The sequence below is a fragment of the Agrobacterium sp. LY4 genome, assembly GCF_001526585.1.
Lineage (GTDB): Bacteria > Pseudomonadota > Alphaproteobacteria > Rhizobiales > Rhizobiaceae > Agrobacterium > Agrobacterium leguminum.
In genome coordinates this window covers 25125-44692 of the sequence record NZ_ASYA01000007.1, presented here as the reverse complement: position 1 = coordinate 44692, position 19568 = coordinate 25125, and the positions used below count along the sequence as shown (strand labels likewise).

Sequence of the window (19568 nt, the reverse complement as noted above, 5' to 3'; positions counted from 1 at the left end):
CGGGCGTTTGCGCTCCCTGGCCTATGGTGCTTTCGATCTAAATCGATTTATAGAGCATCAGGGCAATCTCTTCGCGGTGTGCTTCCACGGCCCCGCTTGCGGCAGAAAGTGCTGCAGGGAGAGCCTCACAGTTCTTGAACTTCCGTAGGGGAGGGGATAGGACATAAAAAACAGGGTGAGGCATGATGGCGGCTGAGAGCCGCGTTTGTCCGAAGCCCGGTTTTGACCAGTATCTTTTAGACCTTTCCGCATCGGCCGGTTGCGCTGGCTGGCAAGGGTCATTCGGAGAAATTTATGGCTTCAGCAGCGGAACAACTGGCTTCGAACCTGAATTTTTCGACCTTCGCTAAGGCGGAGGATCTGAAAAAGCGTCTCTGGTTTACTCTTGCCGCACTTCTCGTCTACCGTCTCGGCACCCACATTCCGCTTCCGGGCCTGAACCCCGAAGCCTATGCGCAGGCCTTCCGTGGCCAGGCCAACGGTATTCTCGGTCTTTTCAACATGTTTGCGGGTGGCGCCGTCGAGCGCATGGCGATCTTCGCGCTCGGCATCATGCCTTACATCTCCGCTTCGATCATCGTGCAGCTCATGACCTCGGTCGTGCCCTCGCTCGAAGCGTTGAAGAAGGAAGGCGAAGCCGGCCGCAAGATCATCAACCAGTATACGCGCTACGGCACGGTGCTGCTCGGCACGCTGCAGGCCTATGGCATTGCGGTAGGCCTCGAAAGCGGTAACGGCCTCGTGGTCGATCCGGGCTGGTTCTTCCGCATTTCCACGGTCATCACGCTGCTCGGCGGCACGATGTTCCTGATGTGGCTGGGTGAGCAGATCACCTCGCGCGGTATCGGCAACGGTATTTCGCTGATCATCTTCGCGGGCATCGCCGCAGGCCTGCCCAAGGCGCTGGCCGGCACGCTGGAACTCGGCCGTACCGGTGCGCTTTCCACCCCGCTCATCCTGACGGTGGTTGTGGTCGCCATCGGCGTCATCGCGCTCATCGTCTTCGTGGAGCGCGCCCAGCGCCGCCTGTTGATCCAATATCCGAAGCGACAGGTCGGCAATCGCATGTTCCAGGGCGATACCTCGCATCTGCCGCTGAAGCTCAACACGGCCGGCGTCATTCCCGCGATCTTCGCATCGTCGCTGCTGCTCCTGCCGGCAACGGCTGCGGGTTTTGCCGGCAACACCAACCTGCCGGGCTGGGCAACCTCGATCATCGCGTCGCTGCAGCACGGGCAGCCGCTGTTCATGGCGCTCTACGGCCTGCTGATCGCGTTCTTCGCGTTTTTCTATACGGCGATCGTCTTCAATCCGAAGGACACCGCAGATAACCTCAAGAAGCATGGTGGCTTCATTCCGGGCATCCGTCCGGGCGAGCGCACCGCGGAGTACATCGATTACGTCCTGACCCGCATCACCGTGGTCGGCGCGATTTATCTTGTCTTCGTCTGTATCCTTCCTGAGACACTTATCGCACGCACGGGCATTCCATTAGCCCTTGGTGGTACTTCGCTTTTGATCGTTGTCAGTGTAACTCTTGACACGGTTGCGCAGATCCAGGGTCACCTGATCGCGCAGCAATATGAAGGGCTGATCAAGAAGTCGAAGTTGCGTGGAGGAAAGAGGGGACGATGAGACTGATATTTTTGGGTCCGCCGGGTGCGGGCAAGGGAACCCAGGCCAAGCGGCTGACGGACAAGTACGGGATCCCGCAGCTTTCCACCGGTGACATGCTTCGCGCTGCGGTCAGCGCGGGCACCGAAATCGGCAAACGCGCCAAGGCCGTCATGGACGCCGGCGGGCTTGTTTCCGACGATATCGTCAATCAGATCGTTTCCGAGCGCATCGAAGCACCGGACTGTGCCAAGGGCTTTATTCTCGACGGCTATCCGCGCACCGTTCCGCAGGCCAAGGCGCTTGCAGAGAACATGCGCAAGAAGAATCTGGTCCTTGATGCCGTCATCGAACTCAAGGTGGACGAAGAGGCGCTGATTCGCCGAATCGAAAACCGCGTGGCTGAAACCATTGCCGCCGGCGGTACGGTTCGCTCGGATGACAATCCGGAAGCGTTCCGCAAGCGCCTGACGGAATATCGCGAGAAGACCGCGCCGCTGTCCGCCTATTACAGCGAACAGGGCGAGCTCGTGACGCTGGATGGCATGGCTGACGTCGATGCCGTCACCGAGGCTATCGAGCGCGTTCTCGAGAAAGCCTCCGCCTGATCGACGGAGCGGATGGGCGAAGCTGTTGCGCTCTTGCCCATATCTCGCTTGCGCATGGCGGCAGATCCTTTGGATCGTAAAAGAATCTTGGCGGAGCCGGTTGCTTTTTTGCGCTGATTCCGTTAAACACCGCGCCAACTCGCGACATCCCAAGCGACTGGCGCGGATTTCCCTAAGGGAAGGGAGATCCGGGTTCGGTCGTTTTGACTTGTCACGGACACCAATTTGAACTGGCGGTCTTGTCGGCCGCTCGAATGGAATCACCACTTGCCGGATGGCAACTGGAACCAAGGAGAAGAGACGTGGCACGTATCGCTGGCGTCAACATCCCGACCGCGAAGCGCGTTGTTATTGCGCTGACCTACATTCACGGGATCGGTCCGAAATTCGCGCAGGAAATCATGGACAAGGTCGGTCTTCCGGCTGAGAAGCGCGTTCATCAGCTGACGGATGCTGAAGTTCTTCAGATCCGCGAAGCTATCGACCGCGACTACCAGGTCGAAGGCGACCTGCGTCGTGAGACCTCGATGAACATCAAGCGTCTGATGGACCTCGGTTGCTACCGCGGCCTGCGTCACCGTCGTGGCCTTCCGGTCCGCGGTCAGCGCACGCACACCAACGCCCGCACCCGCAAGGGTCCGGCGAAGGCTATCGCTGGTAAGAAGAAGTAATTTTCCGGTTCTCCGGAAAGGGGAGGCTGGTGCAGTCCGCGCCAGCCTTTCTGAGTTTGGCGTGAAGCTCCGATGGGGTTGATCGCCGGTGTAGCCGCTGGTGTTACGGCGGTGAAGAGATCAATGAAAGGTATAAAATGGCCAAGGAAGCCGCACGTATTCGCCGTCGCGAACGTAAGAACATCACGTCGGGCGTCGCGCACGTCAACTCGACCTTCAACAACACGATGATCACCATCACCGACGCACAGGGCAATGCTATTGCCTGGTCGTCCGCTGGTGCCAAGGGCTTCAAGGGTTCGCGTAAGTCGACCCCGTTCGCTGCCCAGATCGCTGCTGAAGATTGCGCGAAGAAGGCTCAGGAACACGGCATGAAGTCGCTTGAAGTTGAAGTTTGCGGTCCGGGTTCCGGCCGTGAATCGGCACTTCGCGCCCTGCAGGCTGCCGGTTTCATGATCACTTCCATTCGCGACGTGACGCCGATCCCGCACAACGGTTGCCGTCCGCGCAAGAAGCGCCGCGTCTGACGCGACCGTGGTTCGGAAATTCCGCCTTACCTCAGGTCTGGCGGAATTTTCGTGTATCTGGCGTGTGCGCGTCGATTTCGATCGGCGGACTTGCGCTCAAGAACCCACCAATGAACCGCTGAATTAGGTTCCTCTCGGTGTTTTCATGCTCGGTCCGTCACGATTGGATGGTGGCGGCGAACGGAAGGTTTAAAGATGATTCAGAAGAACTGGCAGGAACTTATCAAGCCGAACAAGGTCGAGTTCACCTCGTCCAGCCGCACTAAGGCAACGCTGGTTGCCGAGCCGCTGGAGCGTGGTTTCGGTCTTACCCTCGGCAACGCGCTGCGTCGCGTTCTGTTGTCTTCTCTGCGTGGCGCCGCTGTGACGGCCGTGCAGATCGACGGTGTCCTGCACGAATTCTCCTCCATCCCCGGCGTTCGGGAAGATGTGACGGATATCGTGCTCAACATCAAGGAAATCGCCATCAAGATGGACGGCGATGATTCCAAGCGCATGGTCGTGCGCAAGCAGGGTCCGGGCGCCGTGACCGCTGGTGACATCCAGACGGTTGGCGATATCGAGATCCTGAACCCCGACCACGTGATCTGCACGCTGGACGATGGCGCTGAAATCCGCATGGAATTCACCGTCAACAACGGCAAGGGTTACGTACCGGCTGAGCGCAACCGCGCGGAAGATGCCCCGATCGGTCTCATTCCGGTGGACAGCCTCTATTCTCCGGTCAAGAAAGTGTCCTACAAGGTGGAAAACACCCGTGAAGGCCAGGTTCTCGACTATGACAAGCTGATCATGACGATCGAGACCAACGGTTCGGTTTCCGGCGAAGACGCCGTTGCCTTCGCCGCTCGCATTCTTCAGGACCAGCTCGGCGTCTTCGTCAACTTCGACGAGCCGCAGAAGGAAGCAGAAGAAGAATCGGTTACCGAACTTGCGTTCAACCCGGCGCTTCTCAAGAAGGTCGACGAGCTCGAATTGTCCGTTCGTTCGGCAAACTGCCTGAAGAACGACAACATCGTTTATATCGGCGACCTGATCCAGAAGACCGAAGCCGAAATGCTTCGCACGCCGAACTTCGGTCGCAAGTCGCTGAACGAAATCAAGGAAGTTCTCGCTTCCATGGGTCTGCACCTCGGCATGGAAGTGCCGGCATGGCCGCCTGAGAACATCGAAGATCTCGCAAAGCGTTACGAAGACCAGTACTAACAAACAAGAAGGCAGACCTCAAAGACTGCCTTTCCCCGTCAAACAGCAGATAAGTCATCTGCATGTGCCAGGAAACGGCAGGCCTTAGAGAAGGAACCTGCGTAGAAGGAGAATAGCAATGCGCCACGGTAATTCAGGCCGCAAGCTCAATAGAACCGCCAGCCACCGCAAGGCAATGTTTGCCAACATGGCTGCTTCGCTCATCACCCATGAGCAGATCGTAACCACGCTTCCGAAGGCGAAGGAAATTCGCCCGATCGTTGAGAAGCTCGTCACCCTCGGCAAGCGCGGCGACCTGCACGCTCGTCGTCAGGCGATCTCGCAGATCAAGGATCAGGACGCCGTTCGCAAGCTGTTCGACGCGATCGCAGCCCGCTACGCAAACCGCAATGGCGGCTACCTGCGTATCATGAAGGCGGGCTTCCGCCAGGGCGACAATGCCGCTCTCGCCGTCATCGAATTCGTCGAGCGCGACGTTGACGCCAAGGGCGCAGCCGACAAGGCTCGCGTTGCCGCTGAAGCTGCTGCTGCCGAAGCTGCATAAGGTTTGACGCCGTTCAGGCGTCATGAGTTTAAAAAGCCGGGCGAGAGATCGTCCGGCTTTTTTGCGTTCAGATCTTAGCCGACACAATGATTAAGGTTTTGCCGTCGCGGCGAAAGGTTGGGGAGGGGATAGTTAAATCCATACCCCAGGGATGCTACTACTCGTATCCACCAACCATCATTAAACCCTCGTCAGGCGCGATTAGGGTTATCGAGTTTGTTGGCTGGACTTGAAAATAGCCACCTTTCGCTGATATCCGCTCAAAGAGCGCCTGCAGCTTCTGGTCTTGGATGCAATCCAAGCTACTTGCAAAATCAGCGATCCAGCGATCCATGGCGTAATTCGCCCCCAGTACCGACGTCTCAGCCCAAGGCGCGGATGTTGCTTTGTTTAGAGAAAGCAATCCGTTCCGACGGACCTCATCCATGAAAACGGAGTCGAGGTTGTAAATGGCGACAGCGCATTCAAACCATCTGGTATTGTAATAGACCGTCTCACCAGCGGGGATTCCGTCCGGGATATCGCTGCGCAAACGATCAGGTGAATCTACACCACAACCGGCCAAAGCGATTATTAGGAATGCGAATATAGGGCCGCCAGCTTTATTGTTGGATTTGAGGCCTACGCGCTTAGTTGTAAAACTTGTGAAACTAGAAAATGCCTTGGAGTAATTCATCTTTCTCACTCCGGAACGTAAATACGACCCTTGATGTGCTTGAGGTGTGCGACAATCGTGAAAGTCATGATGACCAGCAGCGACCATGAACTCCATTTGCCGATATGCACGACGGACCAGGCGCCGAGTTGATCGGGGTATTTCCAGATGCCGAAGAAGGTGGAGATGTTTTCCGCCAGCCAGACGAAAAAGCCGATCAGGATGAAGGCGAGGAGCAACGGCATCTTTCGGTCCCGGTCATAGGGACGAAAGATCACCGTTGCGCGGGAATAGAGGCCGATGGCGCAGGCGGCGATGTACCAGCGGTAATCGCCGATGAAGTGGTGGGTGAAGAAGTTGGCGTAAATGGCGATGCCGATGAGGGTCGCCATCCAGTAGGTGGGATAGTGGCGAATGCGTACATCCAGCAGCCGCCATGCCTGAATGATGTAGCTGCCGACGGCGGCGTACATGAAACCGGAAAACAGCGGCACGCCGAGGACTTTGCTATAGGCGAAATCCGGATAGGACCATGACTGGATGGCGCTCGATGTCTTGAACACTTCCAGTGCGAAGCCGACGATGTGGAACAGCAGGATGGCCTTGGCCTCGTCAAGCGTTTCGAGCCTGCTCCAGATCATGAAGAACTGGATGGCGAGCGCAATGATCAGCAGCACGTCATAGCGGGGAATGCCGAGCACGCCGCCATGCGGTACCACGAAGATGGAGACGAAGAACAAGCCCGCAAACATGCAGGCCCGGGCTTCCTTGATGCCGAAATACAGAAACTCGACGATAAAACGCCTGATGCCCTTGAGTTCGCCCCAAGGATAGGTATCGCAGAGCAGATTGTCCAGGACGGAGAGGCGGCTTGCGGCCGGGCTTGTTGATGTGCTCATTTCCGTCCCCGATCTCACTTCGTCACCTTTCATACGAAAACCCGAAGGAAGCCGTATGGGCCTGCCGCGCGTATCCCCTTCTAATTTCGCCCGCATCCGGCTTCTAGCGGCGGCGATGGCGGTGATCGTCTGCGGCCTTTGCCTGCGCAGGTTCGGTTACGACGTGGGACTGTCGTTCGTGGCGGTAAAATATGGCGGATCCGTGCTCTGGGGAGCGATGATCTATCTGCTGCTGGCAGCCTTCTTTTCATCCCGTTGGCATGGTTATGAGGTTCACGTCGCCATTCTTGCCGTCGTTCTCGTGGAGCTCATCCGGCTTGTTCATTTCCAGGCGCTGGATGCGTTTCGTGCTACGACGGCCGGTGCTTTGCTGCTCGGCCGTGTTTTTTCGCTGTGGAATATAGTCTGTTATATCGCAGGGATCGGGGCCGCCGCCATCATGGCCGGACGGGTCTTGCGCGTTTGGCTCTCTTCATCGACATGATCGAGGGCCGTACCAGCCGATAACCGAGCAATACTACCATCGTGCTGATATAAAACACCGGCTCCAGCGTGGTCGACTTTCGCGCCAGCACGAAATGCAGCACGCCGACGATGAGCACGAGATAGACGAGTTTGTGCAGCGTGTTCCAGCGGCTGCCGAGTTTGCGGATCGACCAGCGGTTGGAGGTGAGCGCCAGCGGTATGAGCATGAGAAGGCCGGCCATGCCGAGCATGATATAGGGGCGCTTCAGAATATCGCCGGCGATGGAACCGAGGATCAGGCCGCGATCCAGCACCAGATAGACGGTGAAATGCGCCAGCACGTAATAAAAGGCGATCAGCCCCAGCGCGCGGCGATAGGCGATGAGGTTGATGTTGAAGAGATCGCGCAGCGGCGTCACCAGAAGCCCGAGGCACAGGAAGCGCAGCGCCCAGATGCCGAGCAGGTGCTCGAAATCCTTGACCGGGTTGAAGCCGAGGCCGCCGGTTGCGGCGAGATAGAAATACCAGAGGCCCGGACAGAGGCCGATCACATAAAGCGACCAGATGGCCGCCGGCTGGTAACGCTTCGGCAGCGAGGGAAGAGGCAGGGCGAAGGCCATGGTCAATAATTCGCTTTCAGGTCCATGCCGGCATAGAGGCTCGCCACCTCGTCATAACCGTTGAACATCAGGGTAGGGCGGTTCTGGGTGCCAAAGAAGCCGCCTTCGCCGATGCGCTGTTCCGTCGCCTGGCTCCAGCGCGGATGGTCGACATTCGGGTTGACGTTGGAATAGAAGCCATATTCGCGGGCGTTGGAATTTTTCCACGTCGTTTCCGGCTGTTTCTCGACCAGCGAGATGCGGACGATGGATTTGATGCCCTTGAAACCGTATTTCCAGGGCACGACGAGGCGGATCGGCGCACCGTTCTGGTTCGGCAGCGTCTCTCCATAAAGGCCAACGGCGAGAATGGTGAGCGGATGGCGTGCTTCATCGAGGCGAAGCCCCTCGACATAGGGCCAGGAGAGAGGCTGGAAGAGGCCGCTTTGCCCCGGCATTTCGTCCGGCCGCACCACGGTTTCGAAAGCGACATATTTCGCGCTGCCAAGCGGCTCCACCTTGTCGAGAAGGGTGGCGAGCGGGAAGCCGATCCACGGAATGACCATCGACCAGCCCTCGACGCAGCGCATGCGGTAAGTGCGCTCTTCGAGAGGATATTTCATCAGCTCTTCAATGCCAAATTCCTGCGGTTTGGAGACGAGGCCATCCACCTTCACCGTCCATGGGGTAGGCTTGAACTTGCCGGAGTTTTCCTTCGGGTCAGATTTTCCAACACCGAATTCGTAGAAATTATTATAGCTGGTGACAGCATCGAGCGGGGTGAGCTTCTCGTCCAGCTTGTAGGCGCCGGGTTTTGCGGAAAGCGGCGCGGCAACAGCCTCGCGCCCGGCCAGTCCGATTGCCGCCAGCCCTGCCGCCGTGCCGAGGAAGCCACGTCTGGACAGGTAGATATTCTTCGGCGTGATTTCATTTGCCGAGATGAGGGGCGGGCGATAGGCGGGCATTGGAACCTCCACAAAAGCCGGGTACATCGGCGATAAATCGATTATGATAGCCAATACGGCCGCTGCACAGATATGTTTCAGCGCTCTGCGGAAAAACAACGGTGGGGCGGCGGAAATCGCGCATTTGTGATGAAGGCGCGGCCCGATAGCACGATGAAGAGAAAGCGTACCGTACCGAACCGTACTGTTTTGCCCCAAGGTGACAGTGACAGGGCTTGCGGTTTGCGCTAGAAAAACCGCAAAATAGGGCAGAGGCCGTTTTGACCGCGTTGCGGAAGACGCGTCTTAGCCCAAGAGATTGAGGAAAACACCATGCCAGCCTATCGCTCCAGAACGACAACCCACGGCCGCAACATGGCGGGCGCGCGCGGCCTTTGGCGCGCCACCGGCATGAAGGACAGCGATTTCGGCAAGCCGATCATCGCGGTGGTCAATTCCTTCACGCAGTTCGTGCCGGGCCATGTGCATCTGAAGGATCTCGGTCAGCTCGTTGCCCGCGAAATCGAGGCGGCCGGCGGTGTCGCCAAGGAATTCAACACCATCGCGGTCGATGACGGTATCGCCATGGGCCATGACGGCATGCTCTATTCGCTGCCGTCGCGCGAGATCATCGCGGATTCGGTGGAATATATGGTCAACGCCCATTGCGCCGATGCGATGGTGTGCATTTCCAACTGCGACAAGATCACCCCCGGCATGCTGAATGCGGCGATGCGCCTCAACATCCCCGCGGTCTTCGTTTCCGGCGGTCCGATGGAGGCCGGCAAGGTCGTCCTGCACGGCAAGACGGTTGCGCTCGATCTGGTCGACGCCATGGTTGCAGCTGCAGACGACAAGATTTCCGACGAGGATGTGAAGGTTATCGAGCGTTCGGCCTGCCCGACCTGCGGTTCCTGTTCCGGCATGTTCACGGCCAATTCCATGAACTGTCTGACCGAGGCGCTGGGTCTCTCGCTGCCCGGCAACGGTTCGACGCTCGCCACCCATTCCGATCGCAAGCGGCTGTTCGTCGAAGCCGGTCACCTGATCGTCGATCTGGCGCGCCGTTATTACGAGCAGGAGGACGAAACCGTCCTGCCGCGCACCATCGCCAACAAGGCGGCGTTTGAAAACGCCATGTCGCTGGATATCGCCATGGGCGGTTCCACCAACACGGTGCTGCATATTCTGGCGGCGGCGCATGAGGGAGGCGTCGATTTCGGCATGGAAGACATCGACCGTCTTTCCCGCAAGGTTCCCTGCCTTTCCAAGGTCGCGCCGGCCAAGCAGGACGTGCACATGGAAGACGTTCACCGCGCCGGCGGCATCATGCGCATTCTCGGCGAGCTGGAACGCGGTGGGCTCATCAATCGCGATACCTATACCGTTCATGAGGCGACGCTGGGCGACGCCATCGACCGCTGGGACATCACCCGCACCAACAGCGAGACAGTGCGCCAGTTCTTCAAGGCCGCCCCCGGCGGCGTGCCGACGCAGGTGGCCTTCAGCCAGTCCTCGCGCTGGGACGATCTGGATACGGACGGCGAAAACGGCGTCATCCGCTCGGTCGAGAAGCCTTTCTCCAAGGATGGCGGTCTGGCCGTGCTTTACGGCAACATCGCACTCGACGGCTGCATCGTGAAGACGGCGGGCGTCGATGAATCCATCCTGAAATTCACCGGCCCGGCAGTGGTTTACGAAAGTCAGGATGCGGCGGTGAAGGGCATTCTCGGCAACGAGGTCAAGGCGGGCGACGTCGTCGTCATCCGTTACGAAGGGCCGAAGGGCGGGCCGGGCATGCAGGAAATGCTCTATCCGACCAGTTACCTGAAATCCAAGGGCCTCGGCAAAGCCTGCGCGCTGATTACCGACGGCCGTTTCTCCGGCGGCACCTCCGGCCTTTCCATCGGTCACGCCTCGCCGGAAGCGGCGCAGGGCGGCGCCATCGGCCTCGTGCGCCAGGGCGATCTCATCGAGATTGATATTCCGAACCGTACGATCAACCTGAAGGTCACCGATGCGGAGCTGGCTTCGCGCCGCGCCGAGCAGGAAGAGCTTGGCTGGAAGCCGGAAGCACCACGCAAGCGCAATGTTACGACGGCGCTGAAGGCCTATGCGGCCTTTGCCTCGAGCGCTGACAAGGGCGCAGTGCGGATTTTGCCGGAGTAATTTCCGGATTTCCGTGATGATAAAGCCGCCGTTGATAGACGGCGGCTTTTTTGTGCCGATCACTCTTTATCGAGCCGATAAGGTCGAAGCGGCACGATTTTTCCCCGTTGCCGGCAAAAGGCATTTGCACGGCCGGTCGCAACAAAGCCCAGCTTGTCCATCAGACGGTGCGACGCCCTGTTGTCGAACAGGGGATTGGCATGCAGGGTTCTGATGTTCAGGTGCTGAAAGGCATAATCGATGACGAGGCGTCCGGCTTCTTCTCCATAGCCCTTTCCCCAAACACGGCGATCAAGCCAAAGGCCGAATTCGCCTGAAAGCCCGATGAGACCGACCAGACTGCCATCATCCACAGCCCATACCGGTAGCCGACGCTCAGCAATGCGCCTGATGAGGCGCCGTGCATCATCGGGTTCGAAAGGATAGGCCGTGCGCAGCAGATTGCGCAAAATGAGCGGGTCGTTCGTCAGCCGGGCGAGTGGCGGCGAGTCCGTCATTTTAAAAGGCCGGAGGAGAAGGCGCGATGATTTCAGTTGCGGCATCGTTTCCCGTCTTTGCATTTGCGGCAGGGCAATAGTCCTCAAGATCAGAACCTGATTCAAGCGCTTTGCATCTCGATTCCGGAATGCAGGCCAACGCCCTGTTTTCATACAGATTTCGCGAGACCATCGAATTGGGGTGTGGAAAGAAATAAGGTCACATTGGAGTGATTGGCGGCGTTTCCTCTTTTCATCGCCGTATGGCTTCCTAGCTCAGTGACATGAAAAGACGAACCGCACTCGCCCTTATCGCTTCCCTGCCTTTCGCCCCGCTTGCCCGCGCGCAAAGCACCGGCAACGGCATCCGTTTCGATCCGTTGCTGCGGGAGGCGGATGCGCTTTCCAGCCTCAAGGCGGTCATCGTCAGCATCGATGGCGAAGAGGTCGCGAGCCGCGCCTATCACGGGGCCGGTTTGAACGGCTCCACCAATATCAAGTCGGCCTCGAAATCGATCATCTCGGCGCTGGTGGGCATGGCCATCGATCGCAAGATCTCGAAGGCGCCGACCAGCCGATCGCGACTGTTCTGCGCGGCGATTTTCCGCAAGATCCCGATCCCCGGCTGGAACGGATCACCGTCGGCAACCTGCTGTCGATGCAATCCGGCCTGGAACGCATGTCCGGCCCCAATTACGGCCGCTGGGTTGCCAGCCGCAACTGGGTGCGGATGGCGCTGGGTTCCGGTTTCGCCGGGGAACCGGGCGGCGGCATGCTTTATTCCACCGGCTCCACCCATCTGCTCTCAGCTATCCTGACAAAAGCTTCCGGCCGTTCGACGCTGTCGCTTGCGCGCGACTGGCTCCGTCCGCTTGAAGGATTTTCCATCGGCGGCTGGGAGCGCGATCCGCAGGGCATCTATCTCGGTGGCAACCAGATGGCGATGACGGCGCGGTCTTTGCTGGCCTTCGGAGAGCTTTATCGCCTGGGTGGTGTGACACCTGGCGGCGAGCGGTTGATTTCGCAGGGCTGGATCGAGCAATCGTGGCGGCAGCGCACCAATTCCGTCTTTAACGGCGACGGTTACGGCTATTGCTGGTTCATCAAGGAGATGGCAGGAGAGACGGTCTATTACGCCTGGGGTTATGGCGGGCAGATGCTCTATATCGTACCCGCCAGACGGCTATCGGTCGTGATGACCTCTCGCGAGGATGCGCCTTCCGCCCGAACCGGTTATCGCGACCAGTTGCATGGCCTTATGGAGACCATCATCCGGGCGGTATAACCTCAAGCGCAAAACGCCGAACTAGGCGGCCAGACGGCGTTTTAGCTGAAGGCCATTGCGGAAGCTTTTTGCGAGAAGGGTGATATTGAGCGCCCCGGCGCAAAGCTCCAGCGCCTGAACGGCGTAGAAGACCCCGCCGTAATCGTTTGAGAGGGCGAAATGCCGAAGCACAAGCGCGCAGGGGACAAGGATCAGCAACCCGTTCAGTGCGATGAGCGGCATACGTTTCTTCTTGGCTGCGACCAGCGGATGTTTCCATTTCGCGCCCATGCGAAAGCCGCTGAAACCCGTGACCGCAAGCGCGGGCGCAAGCACCAGAAACCCCCAGGGAATGGCGAGTTTGACGGTACGGATCGCTTCGCTGGAACCGGAGATTTCGGTGAGCGCGGTGGATAACCAAAAGGCGAGTATGATCGCCAGCGCCAGCGTGCCGGCGACGGGATGAAGGGTTCTCATCGATATAGTCCTTTAGAAGATCGGTTCAGCCTTGCGGCGGATCGGCATCCAGCCCGGCGAAAAGCTGGTTCAGGCAGTCTATGGCGTTACTCAGTTGCTCCGCCTGCATATCCGTGGCTAAACGGCCGGCGAGTTCATTCCATTGCTGCATGGTGGCGGCATAGGCATTCTCGCCTTTTTCGGTAAGGCGAATGAGCTTGGCCCGCTTGTGGTGCGGATTGTTTTCGAAGCAGACAATGTCCTGTCGTTCCATCTCATCGATGAGGCGTTGTACACCCTGCCGGGTCTGGCCCATGTTCCGTGCGATCTGCGCCACGGTCAAAGGCTGGCCGGCAAGCGCCACCGCTCCCAGAACCTGCCAGCGTGCACTGGACAGGCCGAAGGGTGCAGACAGGGCGTCGCCCGCGGCGATCAACGCGCCATTGGTTCGAAAGATGGCCACCGCCAGGGCGGAAAGAATGTGTGCGTTGTCCGTTTTCATGACAACACATTGCCATTTTGACAATATGTTGTCAATATCGGATTTGCGTTACAGCGGCCGGTTGATGCTCTGGAACGCCTCTCCGAGACGTTTCATGCGTTCCTCGTAAGCGCTGGTAAGGCAGGCGACATCCGCCGCGCATTCCTGGCGTTTCTTCAGCCATTGGCTCTGCTCGTCGCGCAGCGTGTCGCGTGCGCCCATGGCCATCAGCTGGGTGAGGATGTCGAAGGTGGTGGCCATCTTCACATCCTGATCGTTCAGCGTGCGGTTGTCGCAGATCGCCTTTTCATCCGCGGCCAGATCGGTCTTGGCGCAATCGAAGCTCGCCGCGCTGGCCAGAGAAATGAAGGAGGGGGCAAGCAGGATGCCGCAGGCAAGGAGGATCGGTTTCAGATGCATGGTCGTCTCTTTTTAAGGACAGTCAGGTGCCGGTGAAACCGAAAAGGGGCGCTGTTGGTTCCAATGTCGCCCGCCGATCCATGCCTGGAAAAGGACGGCCATCATCTTGCCGCTCTTTGCTTTACAGGCTTTGGCGTTATAACTCCATCATACTGATGACGATGAGGAATCACATGCGAAGCGTGTTGAAGTATCTGTCCACCGGCTTTCTCGCCGCGCTCATTCTCCTGCCTGTGGGTGCTGCGGCGCAGGATAACAGGACCGTGCCGTCGAGCCACACGGAAATGCAGCTTTCCTTCGCGCCGCTGGTCAAGCGCACCGCGGGCGCGGTGGTGAATGTCTATGCCGAACGCGTCGTGCAGCGGCGTCTGTCGCCCTTTGCCGGTGATCCTTTCTTCGAACAGTTCTTCGGCCAGCAGATGCCGAACCGCACGGAAAAGCAGTCGTCGCTCGGTTCCGGCGTGATCGTGACCGCCAGCGGCCTCGTGGTGACCAACAATCACGTCATCGACGGTGCTGATGACATCAAGGTGGCGCTGGCGGATGGGCGTGAATTTTCCTCCAAGGTGCTGCTGAAGGATGACCGCGTCGACCTCGCCATTCTGCAGATCGATGCGAAGGAGCAGTTCCCGGTGCTGTCGCTCGGCAATTCCGATGCGATTGAAGTGGGTGATCTGGTGCTGGCCATCGGCAATCCCTTCGGTGTCGGCCAGACGGTGACGAGCGGCATCGTCTCGGGTCTGGCGCGCAACCAGGTGACGCAGGGCGATTTCGGCTTCTTCATCCAGACCGACGCTTCCATCAATCCCGGCAATTCCGGCGGCGCCTTGATGAATATGGCGGGTGAACTGATCGGCATCAATACGGCCATCTTCTCCAAGGGCGGCGGCTCGAACGGTATCGGTTTCGCCATTCCCGCCAATCTGGTCCGGGTTTTCGTCGCTGCCGCCGAGCGTGGGGATGCAAGCTTCGAGCGGCCCTATATCGGTGCGACCTTCGATCCGGTGACATCGGATGTCGCCGAGGCGCTTGGCCTGCATCGCGCCCGCGGCGCTCTGGTCGTCAGCGTCGTCAAGGGTGGGCCGGCCGAAAAGGCGGGCATCGAACCCGGACAGGTGGTTACCGCCGTCAATGGCTTCGAGGTGGAGCATCCGGATGCGCTGGGTTATCGCCTGACGACCGCCGGCATCGGCAAATCCGCCGAACTGACCGTCATGGACAAGGGGAAAGAGAAAAAGGTGACCATCGCGCTCGATACCGCGCCGGAAACCGCACCGCGCGATGAACGGCTGATCGAAGGACGCAATCCCTTCGCCGGTGCGACTGTTGCCAATCTTTCGCCGAAGCTTGCCGATGAATTGCGCATGCCCTCGCAGGTGACGGGCGTTGTCATTACCGATGTGAAGCGCGGCTCGCCGGCCTATCGTGTCGGTTTCCAGCCGAAGGACGTGATCCTGTCGCTGAACGGCGCGGATATCGGCACCACCGCCGCTGTCGAGAAGGCGCTGGACGACAATCCCGGCTTCTGGCGGGTGGAAATCCTGCGTGACGGGCAGCGCATCCGGCAGTTCCTGCGATGAGCGACGATCTCTTCGCCCCGCAAGTGCCTGTCGAGGTCGCCAACCGGCGGCCTCTTGCCGATCGTCTGCGTCCGAAGACGCTGGCGGAGGTGAGCGGGCAGTCGCATCTGACGGGCGAGGAGGGCGTTCTGCGCCGCATGATCGATAGCGGCTCACTGGGATCGATGATCTTCTGGGGCCCGCCCGGCACCGGCAAGACAACGGTTGCCCGCCTGCTTTCCGGCGAGGCGGGGCTGGCTTTCGAGCAGATATCGGCGATCTTTTCCGGTGTCGCCGATCTCAAGAAGGTTTTCGAAGCGGCGCGCACACGGCGGATGAATGGCCGGCAGACGCTGCTTTTCGTGGACGAGATTCACCGCTTCAACCGCGCCCAGCAGGACAGCTTCCTGCCGGTGATGGAAGACGGCACCATTATTCTGGTGGGCGCCACCACCGAAAACCCGTCCTTTGAACTCAATGCCGCTCTGTTGTCGCGCGCGCGTGTCCTGACGTTCGGCTCGCATGACGAGGACAGTCTCAGCGAACTTCTGAAGCGCGCCGAGGAGGCGGAGGGCAAGCCCCTGCCGCTGACGGAAGAGGCGCGGGCCAGCCTGATCCGCATGGCCGATGGCGATGGCCGCGCCGTGCTGACCCTTGCCGAGGAAGTCTGGCGTGCGGCGAGGAAGGATGAGACCTTCGATACCGAAGGGCTGACGCGCATCGTGCAGCGCCGTGCGCCCGTCTACGACAAGAGCCAGGACGGCCATTACAATCTCATTTCCGCGCTGCATAAATCCGTGCGCGGCTCGGACCCGGATGCCGCGCTTTATTATCTCGCCCGCATGTTCGATGCCGGCGAAGACCCGCTCTATATCGGCCGGCGGCTGGTGCGCATGGCGGTGGAGGATATCGGCCTTGCCGATCCGCAGGCGCTCGCCGTCTGCAATGCCGCCAAGGATGCCTATGATTATCTCGGCTCACCGGAGGGGGAGCTGGCGCTGGCGCAGGCCTGCGTCTATCTCGCGACCGCGCCGAAATCGAACGCCGTCTATACGGCCTTCAAGTCGGCGATGCGGGCGGCCAAGGAAAACGGCTCGCTGGTGCCGCCGAAACATATTCTGAACGCGCCGACCAAGCTCATGAAGGGCGAAGGTTATGGCGACGGTTACCGTTACGACCATGACGAGCCGGATGCCTTTTCCGGGCAGGATTATTTCCCGGAGAAAATGGGGCGCACGACCTTTTACGATCCGCCTGATCGGGGTTTCGAAAGGGAAATCCGCAAGCGTCTGGACTGGTGGGCGAAGCTGCGTCGCGAGCGTGGATCGCGCTAGGATTTTACGCGGTTGCGCCGAAAGCCGTATCGCGGTCGATCTTAATAAAAAGATTCAGGCCGCTGGCAAAAAGAGTCGCGAAACCGCGACAACTCGCTGTTTTTTAAGGAAGATCAGGATGCCTTGCGATGCGGTGCCGCCTGCGGCTGCGCCGGCAGCATCTTGACCGAGGATTCTGCCAGGCCGCTATGGCCTTCCGCATCGATCACCAGATGCCAGTGCAATGTCTCGGGAATGGCGATGCGTATCGGCGATTTTTTCGCGACGCCGCCGAGATATTTGAAATCGAGCAGCTCGGTGAAACGCTGGAAATTCGCGCCCGTCATCAGCCGGACATTGTTGACGGCTGACAGGGATATTTCAAGGGTAGTTCCTGCCCGCAATTCCTTCAGGTCATAATGCGTATAGCGAAAATTCGGCCGGGCCATCGCGCCCTCCCTGTAAAGTAATTTCGGTCAAAGAGGATAGGGGCCGCACGGTTAACGGTGTCTTTAAATGCCGCCGGCCGGTTTGAAAATTCACGCTTGCTGTGCCTGTCTGGCATGGTGGCGCCAAGGAGTATGAGAATATAAGAATAATACCAACGTATAATATGTGTATTTAATAATAATAAATTTTTTGCCTTTAACATCGGCTGGTCGAAGTGCATCAGCGACGTTGAGGGGGAACATGAAAAACGTAACAATATCTACGCGCCTTTATGCGCTCGTCGCATTGTTTCTGGCAATACTGGCCGCGGCCCTGACATTCAGCCTGTTTGAAAGCTACCACGAAATGGAGCGGGAACGGAAAGCCGGGCTTGCGGCAATGAACGAAACCGCTGTTGCCATTCTCGATCAATATTACCGGCTGGAGCAGGGCGGAAGCCTGACGCGGGAGGCGGCGCAACAGCAGGCCAAGACGACCATTGCGGCAATGCGCTACGGCAATGGCAGCGGCTATTTCTGGATCAACGACATGCATCCCAAAATGGTGATGCATCCGATCAAACCCGAAATGAACGGCACGGACCTTACCGCCAACAAGGACCCGAACGGCAAGGCGCTGTTCGTCGAGTTCGTGAATACGGTCAAGGCAGGCGGCAAGGGCTTTGTCGATTATTACTGGCCGAAGCCCGGTGCGCCGGAGCCGGTCGAGAAATTTTCCCACGTCGCCGGTTTCGCCCCCTGGGGCTGGATTGTCGGCACCGGTGTTTATGTAGACGATCTTGAAGCGGTTTTCTGGCGCGACGTCTATTTTAATGGTGGTCTTTGCATCGCCGCTGGTCTTCTGGTTGTCGGCGTGGCCGCAGCCGTCGTGCGCAGCGTGACGCGGCCGATCGATCTTATCCGCCAGAGTATGCGGCGGATTGCCGACGGTGACGGCGCGGCAGATATACAGTTCGCCGACCGTCGCAATGAAATCGGCGCGATTGCCAAGACGCTGCTGGTGCTGCGCGACAGCGTCAATGAACGCAGCGCGCTGCAGGCCCGCGAGGCGGATCAGCAGCGGGCACTTGAGCAGGAACGGCACGGTAACGAGATGGTTCTGCGCTCCGCTTCCGAGCGGCAGGCCCATGCCATGGAGCGACTTGGCAATGCGCTTGAGGCGCTTGCCAATGGCGATCTGACCGTTTCGCTTGCGGATATCGGCGCGGATTATGAAAAGCTGCGCATGGACTTCAACCGTGCCGTCGGCGCCTTGCACGGCGCGATCGAGGCGATTGCCAGAACCGGCCATGTGGTCAATGACAGCGCCTCCGACATCAGCGGTGCGACCGGCAATCTTTCCCGCCGGACCGAACAGCAGGCAGCGGCGCTGGAGGAGACGGCGGCGGCTCTGGACGAGATCACCGCCACGGTGCGCACCGCTTCCGAGCGTGCCAACGAGGCCCGGCAGATGGTGCAGGACACGAAAACCAGCGCCGGCCGCTCGGGCGAGATCGTGCGCAATGCTGTCGACGCCATGGGCCGCATCGAGGAGTCTTCGAAGCGCATCGGCCAGATCATCTCGGTCATCGACGAAATCGCCTTCCAGACCAATCTTCTGGCGCTGAATGCCGGTGTGGAAGCGGCGCGTGCGGGCGAGGCCGGGCGTGGTTTTGCCGTGGTGGCGCAGGAGGTTCGCGAACTGGCCCAACGCTCCGCCAATGCGGCCAAGGAAATCAAGACCCTCATCAACCGTTCGGCCGAAGAAGTCGGCGGCGGTGTCGCACTCGTACGCTCGACGGGCGATGCGCTGGAGGAGATCGTGGCGCTGGTCAATCGTGTCGATGGCCATGTCAACTCCATCGCCACGGCGGCGCGCGAGCAGGCGACCGGCCTGCAGGAGATCAACACCTCCGTCAACCACATGGACCAGATGACACAGCAAAACGCCGCCATGGTGGAAGAAACGACGGCGGCAAGCCAGACGCTCGCCGAGGAAAGCCGCCAGCTGCGCTCGCTGCTGTCGCGTTTCGAGCTTGGACATGGTGCCGGGCGCGAAGTTTCGCGGGCCGCGTGATTTCAGGTTTTTCAGGAAAGTTAAAGGGCGCGGCTTTGGCCGCGCCCTTTGTTATGGGCAGGTCTTTATCCGCCCGCGTGGTCATCGGACGCGATTGTCGCGGTCTTGTGTGGATGGGACTGCGCCAAACACATCATTCGTTATTTCCCGCAACCAATAAGCTTTCGTTTACCTCATTTCTTTAAAATTTATC

The 19568-nt window shown here is 59.3% G+C and carries 20 protein-coding genes and 1 pseudogene; 12 read left to right on the top strand and 9 right to left on the bottom strand.

Annotation, left to right across the window (positions count from 1 at the left end; translation table 11 throughout):
- Positions 1-294 precede the first annotated feature (294 nt).
- The 6 genes from secY to rplQ all read left to right on the top strand — a co-directional run bounded on the left by secY (position 295) and on the right by rplQ (position 5170).
- Positions 295-1635, top strand: a complete 1341-nt coding sequence (gene secY / locus L904_RS08790) for a preprotein translocase subunit SecY (protein ID WP_003521010.1) — start codon at positions 295-297, stop codon at positions 1633-1635.
- On the top strand, positions 1632-2222 hold the full coding sequence (locus L904_RS08785; RefSeq protein WP_003521011.1) for an adenylate kinase: 591 nt from the start codon (positions 1632-1634) through the stop codon (positions 2220-2222). The genes secY and L904_RS08785 overlap by 4 nt, the downstream gene beginning before the upstream one ends.
- A gap of 302 nt (positions 2223-2524) precedes the next feature.
- On the top strand, positions 2525-2893 hold the full coding sequence (rpsM, locus tag L904_RS08780) for a 30S ribosomal protein S13 (protein ID WP_035263425.1): 369 nt from the start codon (positions 2525-2527) through the stop codon (positions 2891-2893).
- A 137-nt stretch (positions 2894-3030) separates the two neighbouring features.
- Entirely contained in the window at positions 3031-3420 is a 390-nt protein-coding gene (gene rpsK / locus L904_RS08775; RefSeq protein ID WP_003521013.1) for a 30S ribosomal protein S11, read from the top strand.
- Positions 3421-3615: 195 nt separating this feature from the next.
- The gene (locus L904_RS08770) at positions 3616-4626 is read left to right on the top strand and encodes a DNA-directed RNA polymerase subunit alpha (RefSeq protein WP_003495228.1); all 1011 of its coding nucleotides are present in this window, start codon (positions 3616-3618) and stop codon (positions 4624-4626) included.
- A gap of 118 nt (positions 4627-4744) precedes the next feature.
- Positions 4745-5170, top strand: a complete 426-nt coding sequence (rplQ, locus tag L904_RS08765; protein WP_003521014.1) for a 50S ribosomal protein L17 — start codon at positions 4745-4747, stop codon at positions 5168-5170.
- Between the two features lie 157 nt (positions 5171-5327).
- On the opposite strand, the gene L904_RS08760 is transcribed toward rplQ, so the two are convergent.
- Both L904_RS08760 and L904_RS08755 read right to left on the bottom strand, forming a co-directional pair.
- The gene (locus tag L904_RS08760; protein WP_020809725.1) at positions 5328-5846 is read right to left on the bottom strand and encodes a hypothetical protein; all 519 of its coding nucleotides are present in this window, start codon (positions 5844-5846) and stop codon (positions 5328-5330) included.
- A gap of 5 nt (positions 5847-5851) precedes the next feature.
- On the bottom strand, positions 5852-6724 hold the full coding sequence (locus L904_RS08755) for a DUF817 domain-containing protein (RefSeq protein WP_020809724.1): 873 nt from the start codon (positions 6722-6724) through the stop codon (positions 5852-5854).
- Between the two features lie 55 nt (positions 6725-6779).
- Between L904_RS08755 and L904_RS08750 the strand changes: the two genes are divergently transcribed.
- Complete coding sequence (locus L904_RS08750) at positions 6780-7208, top strand: DUF2809 domain-containing protein (protein ID WP_020809723.1); 429 nt, start codon at positions 6780-6782, stop codon at positions 7206-7208.
- Here L904_RS08750 and msrQ read toward each other — a convergent pair.
- Both msrQ and msrP read right to left on the bottom strand, forming a co-directional pair.
- The gene (gene msrQ / locus L904_RS08745; protein ID WP_020809722.1) at positions 7162-7809 is read right to left on the bottom strand and encodes a protein-methionine-sulfoxide reductase heme-binding subunit MsrQ; all 648 of its coding nucleotides are present in this window, start codon (positions 7807-7809) and stop codon (positions 7162-7164) included. The genes L904_RS08750 and msrQ overlap by 47 nt on opposite strands.
- A 2-nt stretch (positions 7810-7811) precedes the next feature.
- Entirely contained in the window at positions 7812-8753 is a 942-nt protein-coding gene (msrP, locus tag L904_RS08740; RefSeq protein WP_020809721.1) for a protein-methionine-sulfoxide reductase catalytic subunit MsrP, read from the bottom strand.
- A 312-nt stretch (positions 8754-9065) separates the two neighbouring features.
- Here msrP and ilvD point away from each other — a divergent pair, with 312 nt between their 5' ends.
- Positions 9066-10901 carry a dihydroxy-acid dehydratase gene (gene ilvD, locus L904_RS08735; RefSeq protein ID WP_003521018.1) on the top strand — a complete coding sequence of 612 codons (1836 nt, stop codon included), beginning with the start codon at positions 9066-9068 and terminating at the stop codon, positions 10899-10901.
- 59 nt (positions 10902-10960) lie between these two features.
- On the opposite strand, the gene L904_RS08730 is transcribed toward ilvD, so the two are convergent.
- Positions 10961-11503: a GNAT family N-acetyltransferase gene (locus L904_RS08730; protein WP_183044092.1), complete on the bottom strand. Its 543-nt coding sequence runs from the start codon at positions 11501-11503 to the stop codon at positions 10961-10963.
- A 158-nt stretch (positions 11504-11661) separates the two neighbouring features.
- On the opposite strand from L904_RS08730, the pseudogene L904_RS08725 reads away from it, so the two are divergent.
- Positions 11662-12662: pseudogene (locus L904_RS08725) on the top strand (serine hydrolase domain-containing protein).
- 21 nt (positions 12663-12683) lie between these two features.
- On the opposite strand, the gene L904_RS08720 reads toward L904_RS08725, so the two are convergent.
- Genes L904_RS08720 through L904_RS08710 form a run of 3 tightly spaced genes read right to left on the bottom strand, consistent with a single transcriptional unit; the run spans position 12684 to position 13998 of the window.
- Positions 12684-13118 (bottom strand): hypothetical protein, encoded by a 435-nt coding sequence (locus L904_RS08720; RefSeq protein ID WP_020809718.1) that lies wholly within the window; start codon positions 13116-13118, stop codon positions 12684-12686.
- 25 nt (positions 13119-13143) lie between these two features.
- Positions 13144-13599, bottom strand: coding sequence for a MarR family winged helix-turn-helix transcriptional regulator (locus tag L904_RS08715; RefSeq protein ID WP_020809717.1), 456 nt, complete (start codon positions 13597-13599; stop codon positions 13144-13146).
- A gap of 48 nt (positions 13600-13647) precedes the next feature.
- Entirely contained in the window at positions 13648-13998 is a 351-nt protein-coding gene (locus tag L904_RS08710; protein WP_003520387.1) for a lysozyme inhibitor LprI family protein, read from the bottom strand.
- A gap of 173 nt (positions 13999-14171) precedes the next feature.
- On the opposite strand from L904_RS08710, the gene L904_RS08705 reads away from it, so the two are divergent.
- Entirely contained in the window at positions 14172-15578 is a 1407-nt protein-coding gene (locus tag L904_RS08705; protein ID WP_020809716.1) for a DegQ family serine endoprotease, read from the top strand.
- On the top strand, positions 15575-16891 hold the full coding sequence (locus L904_RS08700) for a replication-associated recombination protein A (RefSeq protein ID WP_020809715.1): 1317 nt from the start codon (positions 15575-15577) through the stop codon (positions 16889-16891). The genes L904_RS08705 and L904_RS08700 overlap by 4 nt, the downstream gene beginning before the upstream one ends.
- A gap of 113 nt (positions 16892-17004) precedes the next feature.
- On the opposite strand, the gene L904_RS08695 is transcribed toward L904_RS08700, so the two are convergent.
- Complete coding sequence (locus L904_RS08695; protein WP_003520391.1) at positions 17005-17319, bottom strand: DUF1883 domain-containing protein; 315 nt, start codon at positions 17317-17319, stop codon at positions 17005-17007.
- 241 nt (positions 17320-17560) lie between these two features.
- Between L904_RS08695 and L904_RS08690 the strand changes: the two genes are divergently transcribed.
- Positions 17561-19375, top strand: a complete 1815-nt coding sequence (locus L904_RS08690) for a methyl-accepting chemotaxis protein (RefSeq protein WP_059760437.1) — start codon at positions 17561-17563, stop codon at positions 19373-19375.
- Positions 19376-19568 lie beyond the last annotated feature (193 nt).

Bases quoted from the DNA above. Each gene is read 5' to 3' on its own strand.
- secY (WP_003521010.1), top strand. From the start codon at position 295: ATGGCTTCAGCAGCGGAACAACTGGCTTCGAACCTGAATTTTTCGACC.
- L904_RS08785 (WP_003521011.1), top strand. From the start codon at position 1,632: ATGAGACTGATATTTTTGGGTCCGCCGGGTGCGGGCAAGGGAACCCAG.
- rpsK (WP_003521013.1), top strand. From the start codon at position 3,031: ATGGCCAAGGAAGCCGCACGTATTCGCCGTCGCGAACGTAAGAACATC.
- L904_RS08770 (WP_003495228.1), top strand. From the start codon at position 3,616: ATGATTCAGAAGAACTGGCAGGAACTTATCAAGCCGAACAAGGTCGAG.
- rplQ (WP_003521014.1), top strand. From the start codon at position 4,745: ATGCGCCACGGTAATTCAGGCCGCAAGCTCAATAGAACCGCCAGCCAC.
- L904_RS08760 (WP_020809725.1), bottom strand. From the start codon at position 5,846: ATGAATTACTCCAAGGCATTTTCTAGTTTCACAAGTTTTACAACTAAG.
- L904_RS08755 (WP_020809724.1), bottom strand. From the start codon at position 6,724: ATGAGCACATCAACAAGCCCGGCCGCAAGCCGCCTCTCCGTCCTGGAC.
- L904_RS08750 (WP_020809723.1), top strand. From the start codon at position 6,780: ATGGGCCTGCCGCGCGTATCCCCTTCTAATTTCGCCCGCATCCGGCTT.
- msrQ (WP_020809722.1), bottom strand. From the start codon at position 7,809: ATGGCCTTCGCCCTGCCTCTTCCCTCGCTGCCGAAGCGTTACCAGCCG.
- msrP (WP_020809721.1), bottom strand. From the start codon at position 8,753: ATGCCCGCCTATCGCCCGCCCCTCATCTCGGCAAATGAAATCACGCCG.
- ilvD (WP_003521018.1), top strand. From the start codon at position 9,066: ATGCCAGCCTATCGCTCCAGAACGACAACCCACGGCCGCAACATGGCG.
- L904_RS08720 (WP_020809718.1), bottom strand. From the start codon at position 13,118: ATGAGAACCCTTCATCCCGTCGCCGGCACGCTGGCGCTGGCGATCATA.
- L904_RS08715 (WP_020809717.1), bottom strand. From the start codon at position 13,599: ATGAAAACGGACAACGCACACATTCTTTCCGCCCTGGCGGTGGCCATC.
- L904_RS08710 (WP_003520387.1), bottom strand. From the start codon at position 13,998: ATGCATCTGAAACCGATCCTCCTTGCCTGCGGCATCCTGCTTGCCCCC.
- L904_RS08705 (WP_020809716.1), top strand. From the start codon at position 14,172: ATGCGAAGCGTGTTGAAGTATCTGTCCACCGGCTTTCTCGCCGCGCTC.
- L904_RS08700 (WP_020809715.1), top strand. From the start codon at position 15,575: ATGAGCGACGATCTCTTCGCCCCGCAAGTGCCTGTCGAGGTCGCCAAC.
- L904_RS08695 (WP_003520391.1), bottom strand. From the start codon at position 17,319: ATGGCCCGGCCGAATTTTCGCTATACGCATTATGACCTGAAGGAATTG.
- L904_RS08690 (WP_059760437.1), top strand. From the start codon at position 17,561: ATGAAAAACGTAACAATATCTACGCGCCTTTATGCGCTCGTCGCATTG.